Origin of the sequence: Aeromonas sp. R6-2 (genome assembly GCF_040908155.1) — a bacterium.
GTDB lineage: Bacteria > Pseudomonadota > Gammaproteobacteria > Enterobacterales > Aeromonadaceae > Aeromonas > Aeromonas schubertii.
Map to the genome: position 1 here is coordinate 80278 of NZ_JBFODE010000038.1, position 17220 is coordinate 97497.

23 protein-coding genes are annotated in these 17220 nt (G+C 54.7%); 8 read left to right on the forward strand and 15 right to left on the reverse strand.

Annotated elements, in window-relative coordinates; translation table 11 throughout:
* The first annotated feature begins 127 nt into the window (after nucleotides 1–127).
* The 3 genes from AB5Y48_RS10205 (at nucleotide 128) to AB5Y48_RS10215 (ending at nucleotide 3269) form a co-directional block, all read left to right on the forward strand.
* Nucleotides 128–1939: a terminase family protein gene (locus AB5Y48_RS10205; protein ID WP_368164337.1), complete on the forward strand. Its 1812-nt coding sequence runs from the start codon at nucleotides 128–130 to the stop codon at nucleotides 1937–1939.
* The gene (locus AB5Y48_RS10210; RefSeq protein ID WP_368164338.1) at nucleotides 1936–2955 is read left to right on the forward strand and encodes a phage portal protein; all 1020 of its coding nucleotides are present in this window, start codon (nucleotides 1936–1938) and stop codon (nucleotides 2953–2955) included. Before AB5Y48_RS10205 ends, AB5Y48_RS10210 begins: the two co-directional genes overlap by 4 nt.
* Nucleotides 2956–3017: 62 nt before the next feature.
* Complete coding sequence (locus AB5Y48_RS10215; RefSeq protein ID WP_368164339.1) at nucleotides 3018–3269, forward strand: ogr/Delta-like zinc finger family protein; 252 nt, start codon at nucleotides 3018–3020, stop codon at nucleotides 3267–3269.
* Between the two features lie 34 nt (nucleotides 3270–3303).
* On the opposite strand, the gene AB5Y48_RS10220 is transcribed toward AB5Y48_RS10215, so the two are convergent.
* The 14 genes from AB5Y48_RS10220 to AB5Y48_RS10285 all read right to left on the reverse strand — a co-directional run bounded on the left by AB5Y48_RS10220 (nucleotide 3304) and on the right by AB5Y48_RS10285 (nucleotide 9872).
* Complete coding sequence (locus AB5Y48_RS10220; RefSeq protein ID WP_368164340.1) at nucleotides 3304–3993, reverse strand: RES family NAD+ phosphorylase; 690 nt, start codon at nucleotides 3991–3993, stop codon at nucleotides 3304–3306.
* Nucleotides 3993–4394, reverse strand: coding sequence for an antitoxin Xre-like helix-turn-helix domain-containing protein (locus AB5Y48_RS10225; protein WP_368164341.1), 402 nt, complete (start codon nucleotides 4392–4394; stop codon nucleotides 3993–3995). Before AB5Y48_RS10225 ends, AB5Y48_RS10220 begins: the two co-directional genes overlap by 1 nt.
* A 52-nt stretch (nucleotides 4395–4446) precedes the next feature.
* A complete protein-coding gene (locus tag AB5Y48_RS10230) occupies nucleotides 4447–4734 on the reverse strand; it encodes a hypothetical protein (RefSeq protein WP_368164342.1) in 288 nt (95 codons plus the stop codon).
* A gap of 1 nt (nucleotide 4735) precedes the next feature.
* Nucleotides 4736–7000: a replication endonuclease gene (locus tag AB5Y48_RS10235; RefSeq protein ID WP_368164343.1), complete on the reverse strand. Its 2265-nt coding sequence runs from the start codon at nucleotides 6998–7000 to the stop codon at nucleotides 4736–4738.
* The gene (locus AB5Y48_RS10240) at nucleotides 6997–7254 is read right to left on the reverse strand and encodes a hypothetical protein (protein ID WP_368164344.1); all 258 of its coding nucleotides are present in this window, start codon (nucleotides 7252–7254) and stop codon (nucleotides 6997–6999) included. Before AB5Y48_RS10240 ends, AB5Y48_RS10235 begins: the two co-directional genes overlap by 4 nt.
* Nucleotides 7251–7559, reverse strand: a complete 309-nt coding sequence (locus AB5Y48_RS10245; RefSeq protein WP_368164345.1) for a hypothetical protein — start codon at nucleotides 7557–7559, stop codon at nucleotides 7251–7253. Before AB5Y48_RS10245 ends, AB5Y48_RS10240 begins: the two co-directional genes overlap by 4 nt.
* On the reverse strand, nucleotides 7556–7765 hold the full coding sequence (locus tag AB5Y48_RS10250) for a hypothetical protein (protein ID WP_136614294.1): 210 nt from the start codon (nucleotides 7763–7765) through the stop codon (nucleotides 7556–7558). Before AB5Y48_RS10250 ends, AB5Y48_RS10245 begins: the two co-directional genes overlap by 4 nt.
* Entirely contained in the window at nucleotides 7762–7953 is a 192-nt protein-coding gene (locus AB5Y48_RS10255) for a hypothetical protein (protein ID WP_060587457.1), read from the reverse strand. The genes AB5Y48_RS10250 and AB5Y48_RS10255 overlap by 4 nt, the downstream gene beginning before the upstream one ends.
* Entirely contained in the window at nucleotides 7950–8123 is a 174-nt protein-coding gene (locus tag AB5Y48_RS10260) for a hypothetical protein (protein WP_368164346.1), read from the reverse strand. The genes AB5Y48_RS10255 and AB5Y48_RS10260 overlap by 4 nt, the downstream gene beginning before the upstream one ends.
* A gap of 2 nt (nucleotides 8124–8125) precedes the next feature.
* The gene (locus tag AB5Y48_RS10265; protein WP_168929927.1) at nucleotides 8126–8302 is read right to left on the reverse strand and encodes a hypothetical protein; all 177 of its coding nucleotides are present in this window, start codon (nucleotides 8300–8302) and stop codon (nucleotides 8126–8128) included.
* 65 nt (nucleotides 8303–8367) lie between these two features.
* Complete coding sequence (locus AB5Y48_RS10270; protein ID WP_368164347.1) at nucleotides 8368–8826, reverse strand: hypothetical protein; 459 nt, start codon at nucleotides 8824–8826, stop codon at nucleotides 8368–8370.
* Nucleotides 8827–8836: 10 nt separating this feature from the next.
* Nucleotides 8837–9346 carry a phage regulatory CII family protein gene (locus AB5Y48_RS10275; RefSeq protein WP_368164348.1) on the reverse strand — a complete coding sequence of 170 codons (510 nt, stop codon included), beginning with the start codon at nucleotides 9344–9346 and terminating at the stop codon, nucleotides 8837–8839.
* Nucleotides 9347–9383: 37 nt separating this feature from the next.
* The gene (locus AB5Y48_RS10280; RefSeq protein WP_368164349.1) at nucleotides 9384–9653 is read right to left on the reverse strand and encodes a DNA-binding protein; all 270 of its coding nucleotides are present in this window, start codon (nucleotides 9651–9653) and stop codon (nucleotides 9384–9386) included.
* Between the two features lie 21 nt (nucleotides 9654–9674).
* Entirely contained in the window at nucleotides 9675–9872 is a 198-nt protein-coding gene (locus AB5Y48_RS10285; RefSeq protein ID WP_368164350.1) for a Cro/CI family transcriptional regulator, read from the reverse strand.
* A gap of 120 nt (nucleotides 9873–9992) precedes the next feature.
* On the opposite strand from AB5Y48_RS10285, the gene AB5Y48_RS10290 reads away from it, so the two are divergent.
* The 5 genes from AB5Y48_RS10290 to AB5Y48_RS10310 all read left to right on the forward strand — a co-directional run bounded on the left by AB5Y48_RS10290 (nucleotide 9993) and on the right by AB5Y48_RS10310 (nucleotide 15470).
* On the forward strand, nucleotides 9993–10691 hold the full coding sequence (locus tag AB5Y48_RS10290; protein ID WP_368164351.1) for a LexA family protein: 699 nt from the start codon (nucleotides 9993–9995) through the stop codon (nucleotides 10689–10691).
* A gap of 72 nt (nucleotides 10692–10763) precedes the next feature.
* Nucleotides 10764–11666: a hypothetical protein gene (locus AB5Y48_RS10295; RefSeq protein WP_368164352.1), complete on the forward strand. Its 903-nt coding sequence runs from the start codon at nucleotides 10764–10766 to the stop codon at nucleotides 11664–11666.
* Nucleotides 11663–12121: a hypothetical protein gene (locus AB5Y48_RS10300; RefSeq protein WP_368164353.1), complete on the forward strand. Its 459-nt coding sequence runs from the start codon at nucleotides 11663–11665 to the stop codon at nucleotides 12119–12121. Before AB5Y48_RS10295 ends, AB5Y48_RS10300 begins: the two co-directional genes overlap by 4 nt.
* Nucleotides 12122–12124: 3 nt before the next feature.
* Nucleotides 12125–14131, forward strand: a complete 2007-nt coding sequence (locus AB5Y48_RS10305) for a hypothetical protein (RefSeq protein WP_368164354.1) — start codon at nucleotides 12125–12127, stop codon at nucleotides 14129–14131.
* A gap of 352 nt (nucleotides 14132–14483) precedes the next feature.
* On the forward strand, nucleotides 14484–15470 hold the full coding sequence (locus AB5Y48_RS10310; protein WP_368164355.1) for a tyrosine-type recombinase/integrase: 987 nt from the start codon (nucleotides 14484–14486) through the stop codon (nucleotides 15468–15470).
* 172 nt (nucleotides 15471–15642) lie between these two features.
* On the opposite strand, the gene AB5Y48_RS10315 is transcribed toward AB5Y48_RS10310, so the two are convergent.
* Nucleotides 15643–17136 carry a sodium:alanine symporter family protein gene (locus AB5Y48_RS10315; protein WP_060586857.1) on the reverse strand — a complete coding sequence of 498 codons (1494 nt, stop codon included), beginning with the start codon at nucleotides 17134–17136 and terminating at the stop codon, nucleotides 15643–15645.
* Between the last annotated feature and the right edge of the window lie 84 nt (nucleotides 17137–17220).

Sequence of the window (17220 nt, forward strand, 5' to 3'; positions counted from 1 at the left end):
GTTTCATCCGGTTGCGTTCCGGGCAATTCGGATATCAGGGGTTATCCGAAGTCATCCGAACGAAAGCAGCCAAAGGGAGAGGGAGGGGCTCGTTAAGATGGCGCCGAGACGATAACCCGAGGACGCCATGGCTTACCCCGACGAGATCCGCACCGCCGCGCGCGGCCTTTACCTTAAGCGCTGGACCCCCCAGGAGATCAAGGAGGAGCTCGGGCTTAACAGCTGCCGCATCGTCTATTACTGGGCCGAGAAGTTCGGCTGGCGCGATCTGCTCACCGAGGAATCGGTGGAAGAGGCGATCAACCGGCGCCTGCAGGTGTTGATGCACCGGGAGAAGAAGACCCAAGGGGAGCAGGAGGAGCTCGATCGGCTCATCGAGCACCACGTCAAACTCAAAGAGAAGGCGCTGCGCTGGGCCGAGCGCCAGGCGGCATTAAGTGGCCGTGACGAAGGCGGCGAGCATACCCCACGGCGCGAGACGAGCGAGCGGGAAGCCGGCAAGAAGAAACCCCGCAAGGGGGGCAAGAACGACATCAGCCAGCTCACGGCGGCCGATTTCCAGCCCTGGGTAGACACCCTGTTTGGTTATCAGCGGCATGTGCGCCAGGCCAAAGACGATCCGGCACTGCCGCGCACCCGCAACATCCTCAAGAGCCGACAGATCGGGATGACCTATTACTTCTCGGGCGAGGCGCTCGAGGATGCGGTACTCACCGGCAACAACCAGATCTTCCTCTCGGCCACCAAGGTACAGGCCGAGGTGTTCCGCTCTTATATCCGCAAGATTGCCGCCACCTTCCTCGGCGTCACCCTCTCCAATGGCAACCCCATCACCTTGTCGAACGGGGCCGAGCTGCACTTTTGCTCCACCAACTCCGACAGCGCCCAGTCGCGCTCGGGCAACGTCTATATCGACGAGTATTTCTGGATTGGCGGCTTCGAGAAGCTGGCCGACGTGGCCTCGGCCATGGCGACCCAGAGCCACTTTCGCAAGACCTTCTTCTCGACCCCCTCGAGCAAGGCACACCCGGCCTATCGCTTCTGGAGCGGGGAGCGCTGGAAGGGGGACCGTCCGGCCCGCCAGGCGATCGACTTCCCGGGCGAGGAGGCGCTGCGCGACGGGGGGCGCGTCTGTCCGGACAAGCAGTGGCGCTACATCATCACGGTGGAAGACGCAGTGCGCATGGGATGCGACCGGATCAACATCGAGGAGCTGCGCGACGAGTACCCGGACGAGGTGTTTGATCGCCTCTTCATGTGCCGCTTCATTGATGATGCACTGTCGGTGTTCAAGTTCCAGCACATGGAGCGCGCCGGGGTCGACCCGAGTCGCTGGGGCGACTACAAGGGCGGCACCTCCCGCCCGTTTGGCCTGCGCGAAGTGTGGCTCGGCTATGACCCGAGCCGCACCCGGGACAACGCCACCCTGGTGGTGGTCGCCCCGCCCCTGGTCGAGGGGGAGCGCTTTCGCGTGCTCGAGCGCCACTACTGGCGGGGGCTTAATTTCCAGTACCAGGCGCAGGAGATCGAGCGCATCGCCGGCCGCTTCAATGTGACCTACCTCGGGGTGGACGTGTCGGGGATCGGGATGGGGGTCTATGACCTGCTCTCGGCCTCGCCCCTGTTCAAGGGCAAGCTGCGTCCCATTCACTACAGCGTCGAGACCAAGGGCGCCATGGTGCTCAAGCTCATCGACGTGGTCGAGGCCAACCGCATCGAGTGGGATGGTAGCGACCGGGATATCCCGGCGGCCTTCCTCGCCATCAAGCGCGGCACCACCGGCGGCGGCCAGATGACCTTCAAGGCCGGGCGCGACAACCTCACCGGCCACGCCGACGTGTTCTGGGCCGTGGCCCACGCCGTGGCGAACGAGCCACTCAACACATCCCGTAAACGCAAATCAACCTGGGCGGTGAGCCCAGCAAAGAGGGCTGCATGACCCGCAAGCATACCCCGGCGGCACCTGCTGCCATGACCCACAAACCGGCCGTGATGTTCTCGATGCCCGAGCCGGTCGACTCGACCGCCTGGATGACCGATTACACGGACGTGTTTTTGAACCCCTGGGGGGATTACTACCAGCCGCCCATCGATCGCAAGGGGCTGGCCAAGCTGACCCGCGCCAATGCCCACCACGGCGCCATCTTGATGGCCAGGCGCAACATGGTGTCGGGGCGCTTTGAAAGCGGCGGGGTGCCGCGCGCCACCATCGCGGCGTTCGTGCATAACTACCTGCAAAGCGGGGATGCGGCGCTGCTGAAACTGCGCAACCACTGGGGCCAGGTGGTGGGGCTCTATCCGCTCTCGAGCATCTACTTGCGCCGCCGGCCCCTGGGTGGCTTTGTGCTGCTGCAGCGCAATGGCCAGCACCTGGACTATGCCGAAGAAGATGTGATCTGGCTGGCCCAGTACGACCCCGAGCAGCAGGTCTATGGACTGCCCGACTACCTGGGTGGCCTGCAGTCGGCCCTGCTCAACCGGGACGCGACCCTGTTTCGGCGCCGCTACTTTCTCAACGGTGCCCACATGGGGTTTATCTTTTACACCTCGGATCCGAACATGGACGACGACACCGAGGCCGAGATGAAGGAGATGATCGCCGGCAGCCAGGGGGTGGGAAATTTCCGCTCCATGTTCGTCAACATCCCGGGCGGGGACAAGGATGCCATCAAGCTCATCCCGGTGGGCGACATCGCGACCAAGGACGAGTTTGCCGCCATCAAGGGGATCACCTCTCAGGACGTACTGACCGCGCACCGCTTCCCGGCGGCACTGGCCGGCATCATCCCGGCCAACGGCAGCGCCGGTCTGGGGGATCCTGAGAAGTACGATGCCACCTATACCCGCAACGAGGTGCTGCCCCTGTGCGAGCTGGTCACCGAGACCATAAACAGCAGCGGGATCCCGCGAGCGTTATGGGTCAGTTTCAGGCAGGAAATTGGCGGAGCTGTATAAACAAACAGTGTCTGTTTGGGTATGATACAAACATTGACGCTGTGCCGAGAAAGGGGGAGAGGATGCGCGTTTACTGCAAAGAGTGTGGCCAGCGAGGCCGCATTACCAAGACCAATCACCTGAGCGACAGCGTGGCCGATCTCTACTGCCAATGCACCGATGCCGAGTGCGGCCACAGCTGGGTGGCCACCCTGTCGTTCAACCACACTTTGAGCCCTTCGGCCCGAACTTCCAACCAGTTGGCGATGATACTGACTCGAGGGTTAAGCCCAGAGGGGCGACAGATGGTGTTACAAGGATTGGGGGCGCAGTAGCGCCTCCCTGGTGTACCGGTTCTTGGGGCGTTGGTTATTCACCGTACAGCTGGATCTTAAGAACGTTTGTAATGGCACTACCGTTCCAGTGGTATTCGAGATGCTGAGCCTGGCAGATCTGGGTCACTAAGCGTGGTCGGTAGAGGACGTAACAGTCATGATCGTTGTGACGAACGGAACGATACGTTATGCCATCGACTCCCTGTGCTTTTTGTTGTTGAGCAAAGGCCTGTGACTGAGAATAATCTGTGGCATGGTAGAGCGGGGTTGTGAGAAATTGATCGCCTGTGATATCGACCATCATTGCGTTGAACTCGGTGCAGAGCACCCTCATCTGTATTCTTTGGGCGGGTTCATTTGTGTAGTTAAAGATCCGCTCCTGGTGATAAACCGTTTCTTTGATTGCTGTGTCTAGCAGTGGTGCACAGTAGTAGCCACCAAAGTCGCCTGTTGTGAAGCGCGCACCTTCAGGATTGATATGGGTGAAGGCGGCCATGACATAGCTACCGCCAGGCACCCCAACCAACCAATCTTCTTTTGGCACCCGCGACAACTTGCCCGCTTCTTCACTCAACCTATCATTCGTCAGTGCTTCAATGGCCCAGACTGCTTCTAGCTCGTCTGCATTGGCGACATCTTCAAAGACGTGGATAGTCGGGTAGCGACTCGGAATGATCCTGTAGGCGCGTTGCCCTTTGAGTTCCATCAGCGGCGGCTCTTGCATCAGGCCATTCCCCCTCGCCATGCATGTAAACGTGTTGCAACCTCATACAGGTCTGCCACGCGACCGCCGCTCATCACTTCCATCGCGCTGCGGCCAGCAAAAAAGGGATGGCTGTTGGGTTTGCGAACCCAGCCATAGATGCTGTCATCGGCGGTAAACAACACCCTCAGGCACTTGTGGATGTTGAGGATGTAACTCATGCGCTCCTGCATGTCCGCGGTGAGGCGGATTCCGCCGTGGGATTCTCTGTATTTGTTCAATGTTGAACGAGATGAAACACCAAGCAAAGCCAGTTGTTCATCTGTGTTACAGTCCCATTTATCCAGGATACGAAACACAACAGGCAATGCCTTGCTGGGATCTATGGCGCCATTTCTCTGGACTTTGTGTGCAGTTGCCATATGTCCTCCTTATAGAAAAGTGCCAAGCAAAACAGCCTGACACTTGAATAATTTATTGATCTTGAGTGTAAAACAAACTCTGATTTATGTACACATATAAACAAAAACAGAGAAAGGTGAACAATGTTGTTATACCTGCAGGGTCATTAGTGCATGAGTGGCGCCGGCGCAGGATGGCACAGGCCAGCGCCTGCTCTTCCCCCGACAGCAACCCCACCCATTGGCTGATCTCATCGGCCGGCCAGTTGCGCTTGAGGATGCTGGTCACCCGGCTATCAAGACGCCGGTAGTTATCCTGGCTGACGGTTGGGGTCAGGGCTGCATGGGGTTGTCTGCTCATTTTATGCCTCCCACTCTTCCCACTCGCGGTAGTCCTCTTGCTCTTGCATCCACGACGGCGAATCCAGCCTCTCGAGCACCCGCCACATCTCTGACTGGTAAGGCTCGGGCAGCATCTCGATCCAGCGGTGTGCGCCGCTATGGCCCTGTACCTGGTGGAGGCTGCCGCAGAGGCTGACCAGCTCTGGCCACTGCGGGTCATTGGGGGCGATGACGTACTCACCCTCCTGGTCGTGGGGTATCGAGGAGGATTCAGACTGCCACGGCGGTTCACTGGCTGGGGCCCGACTCGACTGCAGCTGGCCGTTCTCAAGCCAGAGGGTATAACCATCGGCACTGACTTGGGCGCCTTCCCGTAGGCGCTTGATAGAGAAGGGCGATAACCCCCACTGCTCTGCCATTACCTGATCCGCAAATGCCGCAGGATCCGGCTGCGTACAGTTATTGTCAGAGCTCCAAGGCGCCGGGCTGCCGCCCGGCTTAACCCCAACCCCCCCACCTCCGGCGGCCTTGGTGGCCTCATAGGTGCCGGCGGGAACCACTTCCCACCCCTGCAGGCGGGTTTTGACGCCAAGGAGCGCCGTGTGTAGTCCCATCAGGCGCTGGATGTCTTCACCGTAACGGTTCGCCTGCTCCTCAATGAGATGGGCCAACTTGATGGGTTGCTCGGTGCGCGCAGCCAGGGCCCCACCCATGGCGTGCAGGTAACAGCGAAAGATGCCGTTATCGGCGGCGAAGCGGGCGGCCTCAAAGCGCGGATCCATCAGCACCGGCTTGGGGGGGCCCACCAGATCGCCACTCTTCTTGGCGTTGCTGATGCGGCGCAATTCACGCCAGACACCGACCGGGGCGCCGCCAATCTGCTGGAAGGTGCGAATGCCCCACCAACTGGCCCAGGCAACGGCATGCTGGGCACCGAGATCGGCCGCCGTGCCCGCCTCATCGTCCCCCTCGACGTGCTCGCCGTCGATGTTCTTGGCGATATAGGCGGCGATGTAGCCGGTGGCGTCGCCCTTGGCCGGATCGATCTCCTTCCAGTCAAAACGCGGGGTGATGTCGGTAAACGGGATCCCCTGGTTAAGGCGCTCCAGCTCATCGCGGTCATCGCTCAGGGCGTAGTGCTGCAGGGTGCTGATCACTCGCCACTTGTCAGCCGGGCGCATAAACAGCAGCAGGTGCCAGTGCGGGGTACCATCGTGGTGGGGCTCACAGACCCGAAAGCCGTAAACGGGGGTATTGGCGCGCTTGAGGCTGGCACGGGTCAGGCTCCACAGTTTGGCCAGATAGGCGCACGTGTCGCGGGGCGTGGCACCCTGGTACTTGTCGTTCTCGACCGTCTTGCCGTTGCGGCCGGTCTTCCAGGCGTGATAGCGGCTCGGGGCCGTCCAGGTGAAGAACACACCCACATGCCCCATCTCTTCGGCGTAATCCTCAAAGCCGCGCATGCGGGTCATCATCTCGTTGCGGCGGTTGACCGGGTTAGAGGGGCTCGCCTCCCAGCACTCCTTCATCGAGGCCACCAGATCATGCCGGGCGTTCATCACCTCCGACTCGGTCAGCCAGCGCATCATGGCTCGCTTGCGCTCGCGCACCACCTTCATGGTGGCGTTCGACACATAGGCCGACACGCCCTTGCGGACCTTGCCGAGCAAAATATTGATGTGCTCTTGCAGCCGGTCCCAGCAGCGGTTGATACGCTTCTCCCACCACTTGGCCGAGAGCAGGCGCACCATCACGCTCAAGGCCCAGTTATCCCGAGTCTCTTCTGATTTGAACGTGGGCATGTCACCGATAAAGCCCCACTGGTCGGCCGGTTGGCGCACTGCCTCAAAGGCCAGTGGCAGATCGGGGTATTCGCCGCCTTTGATGCTCTGCTCGATGTGGTGCCAGATGGCGGCCGTTTGGTTGGCGAACTGATGCGCCACCCGCTCGCGGCTCTCTTTGTCACGCAGCTGCTGCGGGTCGACCGGGATCGCCTGAATAAGGCCGCGCACCCATTGGGTGCGCTCGCGCAGCCAGATGTTGGCGCTGCGGCTGGGGTGGGTGCTGCCATCTTTTCGCCGGCGCACATACTGTTTAAACAGGGTCTGGGTCAGTTGGGGGGAGAGGCCATCGAGCAACTGGATGGCCCACAGCAGGTCGTATTGACCGCGGGGACCACCGAAAACGGCGTCAACATTGACGCCGGGCAGAGAGTTGGAAAGGGTGTCAATGCGCTGCCGCAGGGTCTTCTTGGAGAGCGGCAGCCGGGAGCTGCGGCGGATCATGGGAGGGCGGCACCTGATATTTCGCGAAGGTGACGGCGGCAGACGGCCAGGGTATGGGTAGCGTTTTGCAGGGTCTTGCGCACGGCCTTGCACTGGCGCAAGGCCAGGTCAATCGAGCCATGTGGGCGCGGTGACAGTTGGCGCAGCGCCAGCAGGCGGCGCTGGTAGTCACGCAGTCGCTCTTTATCCTCTGCCTCTGCGGTGCGCCAGTGGCTGACCCTGGCGGTCAGTTGGTCGATAAGGTGATGGCTCATCGAATGGTCTCCCCCAACCCGTGCAGTGGTTGGCAATGGGCCCACCACTGTCCGATCTCTTTGGCCAGCGCCACCTCGCCATTGCCCAGGGCCAACCAATAGAGGGCGCGAATAGCACCAAGAGACAGCAGTTCTTTGGTGATGTCCCTCAGTGGGCCTTGCCCTGAATGGTTGAATTCGTTCCTGGTCACGGCCCAGTGTTTGGCCAGTTGACTGATGGCGGCGGGGGGCTGCAGGTGGGCCGGGCCCGATTCACTGCCATCTTGCTCATCAAGAGGGGCTTGCAGTGCAAACAGATCGCTCATTGCTCATCCCCCATGACCGAGTCGTCATCCATCAGATCGGCTGGCTTGCTGGTCACCACCAGTTGCACCTGGATGTATTCCTCGCCCGAGTAGAGTTCACCCAGGGCGATCCGGTTTTCCTGCTCGCCGCTGGCCAGCAACTCGGTAAGCAGCGGCAGCACGGCGTGTTCGGCGCGCTTGGCGATATGGATGGCATCGATGCTCATGGTTGGGTCCTCCGGCTCAGGGTGCGAAAGAGCTGGTGCCAGCGCAGTTGCTGGCGTGCCTGCTCGCGTAAATGGCGGCCCTCGGGGCCGGGTTTGGTGCTGTAGATCTGGGCCTTGATGCGGTGCGGCAGGTCGGCCAGATTGGCCAGGGCCGTTTGCGTCGCGATGGGGTGAAACAGTGTTTTCATGCCACCCCCTCGATGATGCGTATCGCGCCAGAGGTCAGGCGCTCCATACGGGCGTAGCCTCGCTGGCCTTTAAGCCAGGTGGTGCCGCAATTGGTGTACCCCTGTTGCACCAGGTAGGCGTTGGCGGCCTTGATATTGGGTACTGTGTGGCGGGTGATAACGGCAGCCATGATCAGATCTCCCCTCGGCAGTTAACGCATGACCAGATCGCGTGCCATGCCATGGCCACCGGGCGCTCGAGGGCGCGGATCAGATCGGGGTCACAGTGGTGGCGCCGGTTGTAATGGGTCAGCTTGCGGGTTTGCAGGCGCAGATTGCGCAATTGGTCACGAATAGCTAAAGTTGCCATGTCGACTTCCTGATACGTTGTTGATAAGGCCCGCTTGGAGTTGCCGCTCCGTAATGCGGGCTTTTTTATTGCCCAATGGCACGCGGCCCTTGCTGCAGCATGTGGGTGGCCGCCAGCACGGCGCGTTTCATGCGCAGGCGGTTGGCTCTCTCTTTCTTCTCTCGTTCTATCTCTCGTTGGGCCCGGTCGGTGGTGACCGGATGCCACACCTCTGTGGTGCAGCCACAGCGAAAATCCCCCTGGTACTCCAGAGCGATCACCGCCAGGCGAATTGCCTCACGCTGTGCATGGGGCAGCGCCGACAAGGTGGCGCTCATCACCTCATGACGTGGCTGGCGTGCGATGGCGCAGATGGCCGCTCGTTTGGTCTGGCTCATGGCCAGCCAGTCGCTATCCAGGCTGGATCGCGTCTTGCGCAGCAGCTCACGCAGCAGCAGGCAGCCGGCGGTGTTCATGGCCACTTGTTCTTCTGGCGTCAGGCCAGCCAGATTGCGTTGTTGATGGTCAATGTGTTGGGTTTGCATGGGTTCCCCCTTACATGGTCGCGGCCTGCATCAAGATGTCTGATGCACAGGCGAGGGTCGGCACCGCTTGAAAGCGGCTCTCGATGTCGTGGATAAGGAGCGCAAGTGAGCCCATCGCCGCAGTGGCGACGCCCACCAGGGTGTTGCGCTCGGTGCGGGTGATGCGGCCTCGTTCAGAGAGCTCCAGCGCTCGCTGACCGATGCTGGCCACCTTGGCGTTCAGGTCGATCGCCTGGTGGGGCAGGGAAGGCGCCCGTTCTGCCTGGGGAATGGCGATAGCCGTCAAGCCACAGCCAAACAGGGCGCCATCGAACAGGGTTTCATCCCCCTCACTGGCCTGGGTGATGGCAATCAACTCGGCCACCGTCAGCTCGTGGGGTTGGTCGGGGTTTAACTTGTTGCGCAGGAGCTGCGGATTTATGCCGGCTCGCTGGGCAATCTCGGCCATGTTGTGACTGGCCGCAAAGCGTTGGCAGGCGCTGATCCAGTGCGGATGTTTGCTGGCGTGTTCGGTAAACATGCGAGGTTCTCCTTGACCCGTTATGGTGTTGGCAGGTTCACGCGAGCGTCATGGTGACGTAGCGCTCAGCCTGATAACGGGCTTTCAGGAACAGGGCGTAAAGATTGACCTCGCGAGGTGCACCTGGGCCCTCTTGCAAAATGGGCAACTGGCCGCGGTCGGCACGCTTTTTGACCGCTTCCAGGCTCATACCTTGGCGTTTGGCATACTCCCCCAGGCTTTCACTGACGCGTTCGCCAAAGGGGTAATCAAGCGGTAGCTGACTCACATCGCTGGGGATACGGATGGGTTTGATTCGAGTAGTCATGATGAATCCTTCTTAGGGAGTTCAAACACAGGGGGTGGGTTGTTGCGGGGTGCTGTGCGAGCCGGCTTTCAATTTGCCGCCGGTCAGCACCTCGATCTGGTAGGCACGGCCTTGGGGGATGGTTTCGCTCCACTTGCTGACAGCGGCGTGAGAGATCCCAATGGCCTTGGCGATGGCAGTGATGCTGCCGAAGTGTTCTAAGACGTCATGTTTCTGCATTTCCGACCTCACAAAATATAACTTAAGGACTATTAATGCTCGAAGCGTAACTTATGTAATAAAAGGGAGTCAAGAGAGTTTGATACTTAAGTGCGATTTCTGAGTGGTAACTTAGGTTTCATGGAAACGATCAATGACCGCATAACTGCCAGCCGGCAGGCACAGAAAATGAGTAAGGCTGAGCTTGCCCGACGAGTGGGTATTTCCCATGCGTCTGTTAGCAAGTGGGAGTCGGGACTTAACCAGCCAAAAGGCCGCTATCTCAATGATCTAGCGGCAGCGCTGGGGGTCACTGTCGACTGGCTTTTAACTGGAGACGGGGAGGCGAGGGGACAGCCTGCACCAGAAGTGATGCCTGGATATCACAACGTCGAGCCGGCCGTGATCCCGCAAGGTACGCGCGTGCCTGTGCTTAGCTATGTTCAGGCCGGCCACTGGCACGAGATGTGTGAGCAGGCCACTGCCTTCGATGGCAACGTAGAGTATGTGACGGCGGGGGTGGATGTTGGCCCTTGTGGTTTCGGCCTCTGGTTGCGTGGCCAGTCGATGGAACCCTTCTTCAAGGAAGGAGACCTTATTATCGTTGACCCCGACGAAGCGCCTCAACCAGGGGATTTCGTCGTGGCCAGGAACGGCAGCGACGAGGCCACATTCAAAAAGTACCGGCCTCGCGGCATCGATGAGAACGGGCAAGAGGTATTTGAGCTTGTCCCCCTCAACGATGATTATCCCACCATGCACTCCGACCGGCAGCACATCAAGATCATCGGCGTGATGGTAGAACACAGGTCATATCGAAAAAGACAAACAGGGCGCTAATGCGCCCTGATTTTACTTGCTGGAAATTTATTGGCCTAGTGCCATGGGACAAAAGGACTAATAGGGTGGTTCATGGCATCTAACTTTAAAGATAAATTAAACCGTAAGTCATGGGAGAAATACTGTTACGACATGTTGGTTAGGCATTTTGGTGTATATAACATCACTCGAGTGCCTGATTCTGATAATGGTGACCATGGCATCGAGTTTTTTACCACTTGTGGTAAAATTTTTCAATGTTACTTCCCTGATCAATGTACGATGGAAGAGTATAAGAAAAGGGTTAAGAAAAAAATCACTGATGACATTGGTAAATTAAAAGCTTATGAGGCTGACATTGTTGAAATGTTAGGGGATATAAAAATCAATCGGTGGATTTTACTTACCCCCGAAGATAGAAGTAAAGATATAATTAAGCATTGCAACAAAAAGAAAAAAGAACTTTTGTCTTCCCCTCCGTCATTCATCGATTGCTCTTCGTTTGCGGTCCAAATTCTAACTGATGAGGCTTATCCATCAGAAGCAATATTTGCAAGGCAGTATATTGAAGATAAAGTTGATTTGGATGTAGATACACCATCAGAACATGATTTAAATGTTTGGAAAGACGTTAACTCTACATTTAATGACAATATAGAAAGAAAGACAAAAGTCATCACAAAAGGTAAAAATGAACGATTGAGAGAAAGCATGATACTGTTTTATGTACAGGTAAATGATTTACTTGATGCATATAGATATCAATTTCCAAATATACATGCTCATCTATCTGGCCTGGCAAATAGTAACTTGGATGTTCTTAGAAATGACTCATTATTTGAGAGTATTCCGCCTGAGGAGATAATGCGTTCTCTGAGGGAGAAAAATAGAACCGCATTTGGTAAAATGAACATATCAGAAAAAAATTGTGAGTTGCTTTCCATTGGATGCATTGCGCAATGGATTGCTGAATGTAAGATGGAGTTCATTTTATGACATCAGATATAAATGAGAAAGCCAAAGTCATTTTTAATGATGGGGGCTATCCTATTCCTATAGAACAAAGACCTCTTTGGCGTTTAGGGTTAATGTGTTTATGTATACATTATCTTGGTTCTAACACATATGGACTCAGTCTCATCAAGTTGAAATTAGCTACATGGATGTTAATTAGAGAGCAGGATTGGCCATACTATAATGAAGTTCTTAATGATCTTAGTTTAAAGCCTAATTTCTTTAAAGATGATTCATACACAGAAAGAACAATAGAGTTAGGTATGGTGAAAAAATTCTTCATGTTTGAAGGGAAAAATCTTGAGCTTTTGGAGTGTGGCCATTCATTAATTTCTCTTTCTTTAGAATTAGGCTTATTTCAGAATGAAATTGAGTTTATAAATACTATAAAAACAAAGTTTACAGACTCGTTTGTTAACAGAGTTATGGGGTGGTGATTTATGCTTGGGTTGATGTTGAATAATTTAAAGGTAACAGTCCAAACAAATGATGGGGTTTATGGTGTTGAACTCCCCTTTAAAAATGGATTGAATATTATACGTGCTGAGAATACATCAGGAAAGTCAACGTGTATAAATGCTATAGCCTATGCATTGGGATTAGAAGACCTTCTCGGCCCTAGTCGTAAAAAGCCATTTCCTAATGCGGTTTCTTCAGACTTAAAGAGTTTAAAATCTGATGACGCTAATGTTTTGTTTGTAAAGCATTCTCATGTGACACTAGAGATCTCGAATCAATTCGATGAAAGAGCGATATTGACTCGTGATATCAAGGGGCATGAAGATAAAATTACCGTTACTCAGCATGGTAATGATGTTGATTACTTCCTCGGTAGTGCAGGAACCGTTGGTTCAGCTAAAAGTGAGCACGGTTTTCATTATTGGTTAGAGAAATTTATTGGCTGGAAGTTACCTACACTAACAACGTACGATGGAAATTTAAGAAAATTATATCTGCAATGTGTATTTCCATTGTTTTTTATTGAACAAAAGCGTGGGTGGTCAGAAATACAAGCTAATACACCAACACACTACGGAATAAAGAACATAAAGAAATCTGCTCTTGAGTATGTTCTCGGACTCGAAGATTATGATAAACAAAATCGAATGTCAGAACTAACCGTAGACCTTAAAAACTATGAAGGTGAGTGGGATAAAAATCAAGCAGCTGTAGCATCACTTGGTGAATTTACAAATACCCATGTACGGGTTTGCTTTTCGCTTCAAGATACCGACATTAATGAGTCTCCTTTCGAATTTTATGTCGAGAATATAAATACCGAAACTGAACTTAAAGCATATATTACTGGTTTGAAGATCAATCTTAAGGATATTCACGATCAAATCGTATCATGGCCTTATTCAAAAGAGCTAGAACATAAGTTAATTTCACTCCGTGAGGTTGAACGAAAACTCCTTAACATTAAGCAGTCTCAAGAGGCTGAAGTAATATCCTTGACGAAAGTTGATGGTAAGTTACAGCAAATAAAACGTGATCTTGATAAGTATAAGCAGCTTAAAAGGCTCAGTGATGTTGGCAGTGAAAAACATCAAGAGTTTTGTACTGAGAGATGCCCTATTTGCGATAGTAATTTACATGAGTCTCTAATAGAGCAGACTCATGAGATTAGTCCTCTATCAGTTGAGCAAAACATAGACTATTTAAATAATCAATCTAAGTTTTATGATGGCATTAAAAACAAACATCTCACTAACATTGACACATATAAAAAGTCTATATCAGAATTCGAATCTAGATTGTTTGTTGTTAGTCAAGAGGTTGAGACCTTAACAAAGGACGAAGAGAATTTCATCAACAGGCTAACTAACTCATCAGAAATCAGACGAAAGCTTGACTTGGAAAATAGGATAAAACAGTTAGAAAAAATAAATACACAGCTAGAGCGGTACAATAAACGCGCTGTAGAGATTCATAACGATTGGCATATCTCGAAAGGTGCTCTAGATGTTGTAAAAAAAGAAGTTGAGCGCAGTGTGTCATCTAAAATCATTGAAGGGTTGGAGAATGCATTAAAGAGTAATCTTAATCGTTTTGGTTTCGATAAACGCTCACTTAATTATGTGAAAATATCCTCTCAAACGTTGAGGCCAGAGTTGGATGGATATGACATTGTCGCAGACTCATCAGCAAGTGATTACATTAGAATCATTTGGTCTTATACATTGGCGTTATTAGAGTTAGGCGTTGATTTTGATGCTGTGAAGCATGGAGGCTTTGTCGTTTTTGATGAGCCGAGACAACACGAAGCAAATAAGGAAAGTTTTAAGAATCTCCTTGAGAAATCGTCATCAATGGTTGACATTGGCGGTCAAATAATTATCGCTACTAGCATCGGTAAAGATGATCTTCTTTCATTTAAACTTAATGATAAGGTTAATGTCAGAATATTTGAAGACGGTGATTATATCCTGCAGAAGATAAATTAATGCATTATCAATAATATACCCGGCAAGCCACAGAGTGGCTTGTCGGGATTGATACAGGAAAAGCAACGCATACCTTAATTTGAGCTGTAAAGAGTTTTTCAATTGCTGGCCGCTAGCCGCTCATCCCAAACATTGAACTGGAAACTATTGCGCCCTCTGTATGGGCCACAATCCACATGCCTGTTCATGTATGTATTACCTAGAGTTAAACACTGCTAACCTTCACTGAATGCTGTATAAAAGAACAGTGTTTTGATGGAGGTTAGATGGCTGTGAGAGTGCAGTTGTTGGGTGTTGTGGTTAAGAGCAGGCTGCGGGAATGGGTAAGCACCTTCCTATATGAGGAGGTGCGATGAGCATCAAGTCCACTCCCGATGGCTATTTGGTCGATATCCGTCCGCAGGGGAGGGGTGGCAAGCGGATCCGCAAGCGCTTCAAGACCAAGTCCGAGGCCCAGCAGTTCGAGCGCTGGGTGATTGCCACCGAACACAATAAAGAGTGGGTGGAGCGCCCGGCAGATAACCGGACGCTCTCCGAGCTTATCGAGCTCTGGTGGCGCTACCACGGCCAGACTCTGAAGTCGGGGGAAAACGCCATTACCCGACTGCGCAAATTGGATGCGGCGTTGGGCTATCCCCAGGCCCGGCAAATAAACCGCCTGTTGTTTGCTGAGTATCGGGCGCAGCGCCTGCAAGCCGGTTGCCAGCCCAGTACGCTCAACTGGGAGCAGGACAGGCTTAGCGGCGTCTTTTCGGTGTTGATCGCATTGGGGCACTATCACAATGATCACCCGCTTAAAGGGCTGAAAAAGGTCAAACAGGTTGACCGCGCAATGGGGTATCTCACCCATGAGGAAATTGGTCGCCTGCTGGCCGTGCTGACAGGTGACAATCTGAAGGTGGTCAAGTTGTGTTTGGCCACCGGTGCCCGCTGGAGTGAGGCGACAGGGCTGCGGCGTGATGATGTGATTGCCAGTCGGGTGACTTACATCAACACCAAGAACGGCAAGAACCGGACAGTGCCTATCTCTGCCGCCCTAGCGAAGGAGATCACCCAGGGTATTCATCGTGGCCTGTTATTCAAAGACGTTGACTATCTGCTGGTGCGTGACGTGATCAAGCAAGTGGCCCCTGATTTGCCGGCAGGGCAGGCGGTTCATGTGCTGCGCCATACGTTCGCTTCTCACTTTATGATGGCGGGTGGCAATATCCTGGCCCTGCAAAAAATTCTGGGGCATCAGAACATTCATCAGACGATGACTTATGCCCACTTTGCACCGGATTATCTCAATGACGCGGTCCGCTTTAACCCATTGGAAAACCATCTTCAACCAGCTTGATCTCCCCGAGAATGGGCCGAAAAAAGTGTCCACATTTTGCCAACTTTGGTGTCTTTTCACGTCCCAACGTGTCCCCTTATGTGGCACATAACTTCTTGATTTTAATGTAAGCTATTGAATTCAAAGAAATAAAAATGGCAGCCGAGGCTGCCATTTTTCATCTTGACGCCACTTAGGCCGAGCGTTGATCCGGCTCGAACTCGTGGCCCTGTTTCTCGCGCATCAGATTGATCTCGGCGCGGTTGTCGATCCAGTAGTCGGCATTCTTGATCCCGAGTTTTTCCGGGTGGAAGACAGGGTCTACCCCTTGGGCTTGCTGGGCTTCGTAGTCGCGCAGGGCAACCAGCGCCGGCTTTTGCAGCAGCAGGATGGCACCGATGTTGAGCCAGGCCATCAGGCCCACCCCGATATCCCCCATGCCCCAGGCCAGATCGGCGGTCTTGACCGTGCCATACACGGTCGCCCCCATCAGCGCCAGCTTGAGCACCGTCTTGAGCCCAGGCACCTTGATGCTGCGGGTCAGGTAGGCGATGTTGGTCTCGGCGATGTAGTAGTAGGCGACGATGGTGGTGAAGGCGAAGAAGAAGAGGGCCAGCGCCACGAAGTAGCTGCCAAAGCCGGGCATCATGGTCTCCATGGCGGTCTGCACATAGCCTGGGCCTGCCGCCACACCGGCGATACCGGTGAAGAGGGCGGCACCCTCCGGACCCTGCACGTTGTACAGGCCGGTGATGAGCAGCATAAAGCCGGTAGCAGAGCAGACAAACAAGGTGTCGATGTAGACCGAGAAGGCCTGCACCAGACCCTGTTTGGCCGGGTGGCTCACCGCCGCGGCAGAGGAGGCGTGAGGGCCGGTCCCCTGAGCGGCTTCGTTGGAGTAGACGCCGCGCTTGACCCCCCACATGACTGCCAGGCCCAGAATGGCGCCGAAGCCGGCATCGAGGCCAAAGGCACTCTTCCAGATGAGCAGGATCACGCCCGGCAGGGCCGTGATGTTGAGGGCGATGATGACACAGGCGACGATGATGTAGGCGAGTGCCATGAAAGGAACCACCATGCCGGCGAAGTTGGCGATGCGCTTGACCCCGCCGAAGATGATGAAGCCGAGCAGCAGGGCCAGGATGGCGGCCGTGACGTTGGGGCTGATGTCAAAGGCGGTCTGCAGACCGGCACCGATGGAGTTGGCCTGTACTCCCGGCAGCAGCACGCCGCAGGCGAAGACGGTGGCAATGGCAAAGGTCCAGGCGTACCACTTCATGCCGAGGCCCTTCTCGATGTAGAAGGCGGGGCCGCCGCGATACTCGCCGTCGAGCTTCTCTTTGTAGATCTGACCCAGGGTGGATTCGACGAAGGCCGAGCTGGCACCGAGGAAGGCGACCATCCACATCCAGAACAGGGCGCCGGGACCACCGAAGGTGATGGCGGTGGCCACCCCGGCGATGTTACCGGTACCGACACGGCCGGCCAGGGTCATGGAGAGGGCCTGGAAGGAGGAGACTCCCGCCTCGTTGCCCTTGCCCTGGAACATCAACTTGATCATCTCGCGCAGATGGCGCAGTTGCAGGAAACGGGTGCGCAGGGAGAAGTAGAGGCCTACTCCCAGGCAGAGATAGACGAGCGCGGGGCTCCAGATAATGCCATTGATGGCATTGACCAATTCACTCATGTACAACGACTCCTTTTGTTGTATTGGGTATCAGCTTGTGACCGAATAAACGGGATCCGGTATCATTCCTTGCGAGTTGTTAAG